Source organism: Rhodococcus chondri (genome assembly GCF_036327435.1).
GTDB lineage: Bacteria > Actinomycetota > Actinomycetes > Mycobacteriales > Mycobacteriaceae > Rhodococcus > Rhodococcus chondri.
Window position 1 is genome coordinate 1 of the sequence record NZ_JAUZMZ010000191.1, and the last position, 8,416, is coordinate 8,416.

An 8,416-nucleotide genomic window follows, 5' to 3' on the forward strand; every position below is an offset into this window, starting at 1 on the left:
TGGATGCGTAAGACACACCCATGATCAATCCCTGTCCCCATGCCCGCTCCACCGGCCCGGACAGCACCTCGAATAAAACGAAAACCCCAGCTCACGGGGTCGCTAATCAACAACTACGGCGCCCTGATCCGATTCTCAATGCCGCGGAACACGCCGCCGTCTCGCGGGCGGCCACGTCGGCGGCCGGCGTCGAGCAGACCCTCCTCGACGCACTCGACGAGTACCTCGGCGTTCACGGCGCCGACTACGGTGCCGACGGCCGCGACCTGGCAGACCGGTCCCGGCGGCTCGCCGGGAACCTCGTCGAGCGCGGTCTCGGCGCAGAAGACAGAGTCGCGGTGATCCTCCCGATGTCGGGCGAGCGGGCCGCAGCATTGTGGGCGGTGGTCCGCAGCGGCGCTGCGCCCGTCCCGATCGCCCCGGATCTTCCCGAACAGAGCCGGGCACTTCTCTGCGCCGACGCCGGAGTGGTGGCAGCGATCGCCGCCGATCCGAATCTCGTGCCGGTCGGAGTGACGTGGATCGACGTGGCCGCAGCGCGCGGCGCCGGACCCGTGCCGGACCCCGAGAACCTGCGACCCACACGGCTCGATCACGTGGCGTGCGTCAGCCATGTGTCCACGCCGTTCGGGTCCCCGGCAAGCCTGGGCATCACCCAACTCGGCATGTCGAACCTGATCCGGAACCGACAGCGTTCGGGACGCGCCGACCGCGAGGGCGGCGGGAGACGCATTCCGTCCGACCCGGCACTGTTCGACGACCTTTTCGGTTTTCTCGATCCATCCGAGGCGGAGGCGTGGTCGAGTGCGCCGGACGGCCCGGTCTCGGCGATCCTCCTGGACACCAGACTGCGCCTGGTACCCCTCGACTCGGTGGGAGAGCTCTATCTCGCGGCGCCGGCGCCGGGATGGACCCGGGGATTCGAGGGCCGGCCGGGCTGGACGGCAGTCACATTCGTGGCGAATCCGCTGGGGGCTCCCGGAAGTCGAATGTATCGCCAGGGCGTCTCCGCGTATTGGGATGACGAACATCGTCCCCGGCCTGTCGAGCGCCCCGATCCGGCAGTAGAGGCCCTGACCGAACGCCGTCGCGCGCTCGACGGCATCGAAACTCCCGCACCGCTTCAGATCGAACGTAACCCCGCGGCCGGTGCGAGCCGGACGGTCGGCACCGCCACGACCCACCTGCCGGAGGCGGGTCACCGCGCGCTGCTCGTGCTCGCACAGCAGGAGCGCGCCTCGATGTTCGTCCTCGTCCACGCATCGCTCGCGGCGCTGGTGTCGCGACTCTGCCCGGACAACGACGTCATTGTCGGCACTTCCGTCGGATCCGGCGCCGACCGCAATGTGGTCCCCCTCCGGACCGTCGTCGATGCGCGACAACAGTTTCGTGAGCTGGTGCGAGCAGCAAAGGATTTCGACTTCCAAGCGGTGCGAGCATCCGACGTCCCCTTCGATGCGCTTGCAGATCTGCTGGGGGGTCGGCGTCCCCAGGTCGGGTTGGCATCGGGAAGCGATGAGGATCGGGCCGACGCAGCGGATTTCGACCTGCTCGTCGCGTTCCGTGAGCGATCGACCGGTGCCGAGCCGTCGGGCATCGATATCGAAATCCGGTTTGTTCGAGAGCTCTTCGACGAGTCGGTCGCGGTATCGATGGCGCGGCAGCTCAGGGGCATCCTCGAATCGGTAGCTGCGGCCCCCGCGACCGAAGTGCGAGACATTCCGCTGGAATCCGGTGGCCTCCTCGAAGGCGAGGTTCCGGACGCGCCGACGACGTTGGCCGAGATGCTGAGCGCGACGGCGGCGCGTCATCCGGAACTGCCGGCCGTGGCCGACACCCGCGCCACCCTGACATATCGGGAACTGGACGAGCAGTCGAACCGGTTGGCACACGAACTCGTCGCGGCCGGTGTCGCCCGCGGTCACGTCGTCGCGCTGATGCTGCGGCGTTCGGTCGAACTCGTCGTAGCCGTATGGGCGGTCGCCAAAACCGGTGCCGCATATCTCCCTCTGGACCCGAACCAGCCACCGCATCGCATCGACGAGGAAATGCGCGGGGCGGCAGTGGTTGTCGGGATCTGCGAGAAGCCTCCCGCTGCCGACGTGGGTGCGGGGGTCCACTGGCTCCCGATGGACTCGCTCACCGGCTCGGCAGCCCCTGTGCGGGTACCGGTATCGGTCGACGAGGCGGCATATGTCATCTACACCTCGGGTTCGACCGGGGTGCCCAAAGGGGTCGTCGTCACTCACCGCGGGCTCGGTCCCCTCGCATCCTGGGCGGTGGACACCTACCGCGTGACACCGAATTCCCGTGTGCTGCAAGGCTACAATCCGGCATTCGATGCTGCGCAACTGGAGATGCTCCTCGCCTTCGCATCCGGCGCGTGCCTCGTCGTCGCGCCGCACGACGTGTTTGCCGGCGACGAGTTGCAGCAGTTCCTGATCGACCAGCGGGTCACGCATTTCCTGTCCACCCCCGCGGTTCTGGCCTCCCTCGATCCGGAGCGGTCCGATGGCCTGCAGGTCGTCGCGGTGGGAGGAGAAGCCCTGCCTCCCGAACTTGCAGCGCTGTGGTCGTCGCACTCCGAGGTGCCGGACCGGTTGATGATCAACGCCTACGGCCCGACGGAGTCGACGGTCGTTGCGACCGCGACGGTCGTCGGTGAGCATGTCACGATCGGGAGCCCGTTTCCGGGTGTCACCGCACTCGTTCTCGACGACCGTTTGCGGCACGTGCCGCCGGGCGGGAGCGGTGAGCTGTACCTCGCGAGTGGCGGCCTGGCGCGCGGTTATCTGGGGGCGCCAGCTCTCACTGCCGAGCGATTTGTTGCGAATCCGGTTGCGGCCGGGCGTATGTACCGGACCGGAGATCTGGTACACCGCCGACCGGACGGACGCCTGGACTTCATCGCCCGAATCGATCAGCAGGTGAAACTGCGGGGGTTGCGCATCGAACTCGGTGAGATCGACGCGGCCGTCCGCGAGGTCTCGGATGTCGACAGCGTGGTGACCACGGTGCGCCGATCGGATACCGGTACGGAGGTTCTCGTCTCCTACCTGGTTTCTCGCACCGCGCTCGACACGGACGTGGTTCGCCGGCAATTGGGGGAGATCCTGCCCGCGTACATGGTGCCGACCTTCCTCGTCGTGCTCGACACCCTGCCGTTGACGCCGTCGGGCAAGCTCGACCGGCGATCGCTACCGATTCCCGAGTCGGTGTCGCCGAGGGAATACCGGCCACCGGTTACTCATGTCGAACGTGTGGTGGCCGGTGTATTCGCGGAGCTCCTGGGTCAGGAGCGCATCGGGCTCGACGACGACTTCTTCGTGTCCGGTGGACACTCGCTCCTGGCGATCCGCGCGGTCGCGCAGATCCAGAGCGCCCTGGGTCGGACGGTGCCGGTCCAGTGGTTGTTGACGGAGACCACAACCGCGGCGCTGGCGCACAGGCTCGAGCACGACCTCGCCACCGTAGGCGATCCGTTCTCGACGCTGCTGCCGCTGCATGCGGGCGGCTCCGGCGCGCCGTTGTTCTGCATCCATCCGATCGCCGGTCTCGCGTGGCCCTACTCGGGCCTGTCGAAGTATGTCGACACCCCGCTGTACGGGGTTCAGAGCCCCGGGGTGGTCGACGACCGATTCTGCCCCGGCTCGCTGGACGAGCTTGCACATCGCTACATCACCGAAATCCGGCGAGTGTATCCGTCCGGCCCGTATCGATTGCTGGGCTGGTCGCTCGGTGGAGTCATCGCGCATGCGATGGCGGTTCAACTGCAGGCCGCCGGGGAGACGGTGGAAATTCTGGCGATGCTCGACAGTTTTGCGGGGCCCGTCGCGGCGCAGGCCGACATCCGGCAAGTGTCGATGGGGGAGTTGCTCGGCGGACTCGGGCTGGATTCGGCCGCATCGGCCGCGCACGACACGTGGGATCCCGCCTCGATCGTCGCTGAGTTGGCTACGACGACCGGGCTGCCCCGTGAGCGCGTCGCAGGCGCAGTCGAACGATTGACCGTGGATGCCGAACGGAATGTCCGGCTGATGGAGGAGTATCGGCCGAATCGGTTCCACGGAGACATCGTGTACTTCACGGCCACCTCCGGCCACAGCTCGGCCGGGGCCGGCGCGGTGGGATGGAACGGCGCAGTGACCGGAAGCGTGATCGATCATCCGGTGCCGGTGGTGCACTGGGACATGACCGCACCCGAAGCGTTCGAGGTGATCGGTCCGGTCCTTCGCGAGCGTCTCGCGCGGTAGCTGCCACTCGAACGAAGCGTGCCTCCCCACCGAGGTCCGGTGAGGGGCACGCTCCCGTTTATTGGCCTCGACCTCTCGAGCATCACGACCACAATTTGTCACGCATCAACATCCGTCCCAGAAAACGGGCGCTGTGCTTGCGCGGTACCCGCACGCTGCGGAAAGCTGCATTACGGACAGGGAAAATCCGTATAACAGTTCCGTCGCGCAGCGTCGGGTGGGGAGAAGTGTGACAGCGCAGCCCGGAGTAGACCTGCATCCGTCCGACGGTCTCGAACTCGTCGGCTTCCCGCTCTCCTCCGCTCAGCGCGGCATCTGGTTCGCCCAGCACCTGCTCGGTGACGTTCCCCTCACCATCGCCCAGTACATCGACGTCCCGGGCGACTTCGACGCCCGTGCTCTCTCGGACGCCGGCGCCGCCACCGCCCGCGAACTCGGCACCGGCATGCTGCGCCTCTACGAGGTGGACGGCATCCCCTTCCAGGTGGTCGATCCCGGGCTCGACGACGAACCCACGATCATCGATCTGCGTGACCACGACGATCCCGAGGCCGCCGCCCTCGAATGGATGCGCACCGAGTACGGCAGTCCCCTCGACGTCCTGCGCGACCGGCTCATCGTGTGCGTGATCCTGCGCATCGCCGACAACCGTCACTTCGTCTACACCCGCATCCACCACATCGCCCTCGACGGTTTCGGCGCGATGACGTTCATGACCCGCACCGCCGAGCGGTACAACGCCACCATCGAAGGCCGTGATCCCGCACCGTTCGCCGTCAGCGCCCTGCCGGAGATCGTCGAGGACGAGAACCGCTACCGCGACTCCAAGCGGTTCGTCACCGACCGCAGTTACTGGGCCGACCGCATCGGCAATCTGCCGCACCCCATCAGCCTCGCGGGCCGTGCGGCCCCCGTCGGACCCCACCCCGTGCGCTACAGCGCGGCGCTCCCCGAACGGGTCGCCGACGCCGTCGACCGTCTCCTCGTCGCACGCGAGCAGGCGACGTTCGCCGCCGTCGTCGTCGCCGCGTTCGCCGCGTTCCTGGCGCGGGTGACCGGGGAGAGCGACGTCGTGCTCAGCCTGCCCGTCTCGGCCCGAACCACGGTCAAGCTCCGCCGCTCCGGCGGCATGGTCTCCAACGTCGTACCGATCCGCGTCACCGTGCGACCCGACGACACCCCCGCCCGGATCATGGAGCGGGTGCAACTCGAACTGACCGGGGCATTGCGTCACCAGCGGTACCGGCACGAGGACATGCGCCGCGACACCGGCTACGGCAGCGCCGACCGCGGGTTCTTCGGACCCGCAATCAACATTATGATGTTTCACAACGACATCCGGCTCGGCGATCGTGTGGCACAACTGCACGTCCTGAGCACCGGGCCCGTCGAGGACCTCTCGCTCAACATCTACCCGAGCACTCCCGAGCAGCGTGCCCACATCGACTTCGAAGCCAACCCGAACCTGTACGGCAAGGCCGAGCTGCGATCCCACCACGCCCGCTTCGTCGAATTCCTCGACGACTTCGTGGCCTGCGACGGCCCCGTCGGCGCGCTCGACGTACTGCACGACGACGAACGCGACACCCTCGTCCCGTTCCACGGACCCGCGCCCCGGCCCGTGCGGATGCTGCCCGAACTGCTCGCCGACGGTGTGCGCCGCAATCCCGACGGGCCGGCGATCATCGACGGCGATCGTGTGCTGTCGTATCGCGATCTCGAGACGCGCTCGGACGCGCTGGCCCGGGAACTGCGCGACGCCGGTGCCGCACCCGAGACGTTCGTGGTGCTCAGCATGGAACGCAGCGCCGAGGCGCTGATCGCCTTGTGGGCGGTCGCCAAGACCGGCGCCGCGTTCGTGCCCGTCGACCCGGCGCTGCCGGCCGAGCGCATCGCCTACATGATCCGCGACTCCGGGGCACAGCTCGGCCTCACCGTCCGCGACCGCATCGCGGTACTGCCGGCCGGGCCGCGCTGGATCGCCGTCGACGATCACCGTTCCTCATCGGATCCCGTTGCCGCGCCGCCGAATCTGCACCCCGCGCATCCCGCCTACATGATCTACACCTCCGGGTCGACGGGCACGCCGAAGGGCGTCGTCGTCACCCACAGCGGGCTCGCGGCGTTCGCGGCCGACGCCCGCCCCGAGCTCGGGCTCACCACCTCGTCACGGATGCTGCGGTTTTCGTCGGCGAGTTTCGACGCGTCGATCTTCGAGATGCTGCAGGCATTCAGCGCCGGCGCAGCCATGGTGGTGGCGCCGGCGCACATCCTCGGCGGCGACGACCTCGCCGACCTGCTGCGCACCCAGCGCGTCACCCATATCGTCTCGGCGCCGACCGTGCTCACCACCGTCGACCCAGCCGGCCTCGCCGACCTCGAAGCGGTCGTGGTGGGCGGCGACGTGTGCACCCCCGACCTCGTGGAGCGCTTCGGCGATCGCTGCCGGTTCACCAACAGCTACGGCCCCACCGAAACCACCATCGTCGTCACCGCCGGCGATCCGCTGCGGCCGGGTGGCCCGATCACCATCGGCAGCCCCCTCGACGGCGTCACCGCCGTGGTCCTCGACCGGCGGCTGCGGCCCGTGCCCGTCGGGTTCGTCGGCGAGCTGTACCTGGGCGGACCGGCTCTCGCCCGCGGCTACCACGACCGCCCCGGGCAGACCGCAGACCGCTTCGTGGCCAACCCCTTCGAGCCCGGCGCCCGCCTCTACCGCACCGGCGACGAGGTGCGCTGGACCCTCGACCACGACCTCGACTTCGTGGGCCGCTCCGACTTCCAGGTCAAGATCCGCGGATTCCGCATCGAACTCGGCGAGATCGACGCCGCGCTGCTCGACGAGACCGGGATCGACTACGCGGCGACCGTCGTCCACGACACCGGTCACTCCACCGTCCCCGTCTCGTACGTGCGGATGGAAGCCGGTCACCCCTTCGACGCCGTGGCGCTGCTCGAAAGCCTCGGACGCACACTGCCCTCGCACATGGTGCCCGCCGCCGTCATGGAACTCGCCGGGATCCCCGTGACCCCCGCCGGTAAACTCGACCGCGCCGCGCTGCCGGCGCCGCGGTTCGCATCGGCCGAATTCCGTTCACCCACAACCGAATCCGAGCAGATTCTCGCCGACGTGGCGCTCGGCCTGCTCGACGTCGAACAGGTCGGTGTCGACGATTCGCTGTTCGCGCTCGGCGCCGACAGCATCGTCGCGATGCAGTTCGCCGCCCGCGCCAAGGCCGCCGGATTGCACATCACCGCACGACAGATCTTCGAGCACAAGACGATTGCCGCGCTCGCCCGGGTCGCGGCGGCGGTGCCCACCGCCACGGTGATGGCCGAACTGCCCGGTGGTGGTGTGGGCAATGTTCCGTTGACCCCGATCGTGCACGAGATGCTCGGGCGTGGAGACTATTCCACGTTCGCCCAGGCCGTGCTCGTCACCACCCCCGCCGACCTCACCGTCGAACACCTCTCCGGCGTGCTCGGCGCTGTTCTCGACCGTCACGACATGCTGCGCTCGGTGCTGCGCGACGAGGCGTGGGAGGTTCGCACCGCTGTGGTGGACACCGATGCGCTGATCACGCGGGTGCCCGTCGCCGATGTCGCCGAGATCGATCGCATCGTTGCTTCCGAATGCGATAGTGCCGCAGGCACATTGGATCCCGCGGCCGGAACGATGCTGCGCGCCGTCTGGTTCGACGTCGCCGCACCGGGCGTGCAGGGCAAGCTGCTGCTCGTCGCGCACCACCTCGTCGTCGACGGGGTGTCGTGGCGCGTGCTGCTGCCCGATCTCGGGCAGGCATGGATGCAGATCGCCGCGGGTGGAGAACCCGCGCCGGCTCCCGTCGGCACGTCCTTCCGCCGCTGGGCGCACGCCCTGCACGATGTCGCCCGCGACGGAACCTACGCCGACGAGATCGGCCACTGGCAGAGCACCCTCGCCGGTGCCCGACCGCTGCCCGGCATCGCACCGCTCGACCCGGCCGTCGACACTCTCGCCGGTACCGAACGCGTCGATGTCGAACTCGACCCGGCCGTCACCGACGCCGTCCTGACCCGCCTGCCCGCGCTGTACGGCAGCGGCACCGCCGACGGGCTGCTCACCGCGCTCGCACTGGCCGCGGCGCAGTGGGGCGAGCGGTCGCTGCTGCTGACCCTCGAAG

The 8,416-nt window shown here is 68.6% G+C and carries 2 protein-coding genes; both read left to right on the forward strand.

All coding sequences use genetic code 11. The annotated features are described in order from the left end of the window. The first annotated feature begins 20 nt into the window (after positions 1–20). Positions 21–4,253 (forward strand): amino acid adenylation domain-containing protein, encoded by a 4,233-nt coding sequence (locus Q8814_RS22435; RefSeq protein WP_330154191.1) that lies wholly within the window; start codon positions 21–23, stop codon positions 4,251–4,253. A 229-nt stretch (positions 4,254–4,482) separates the two neighbouring features. Next, positions 4,483–8,416, forward strand: a 3,934-nt coding sequence (locus Q8814_RS22440) for an amino acid adenylation domain-containing protein (RefSeq protein ID WP_330154192.1), incomplete at its 3' end; no start/stop codon positions are given.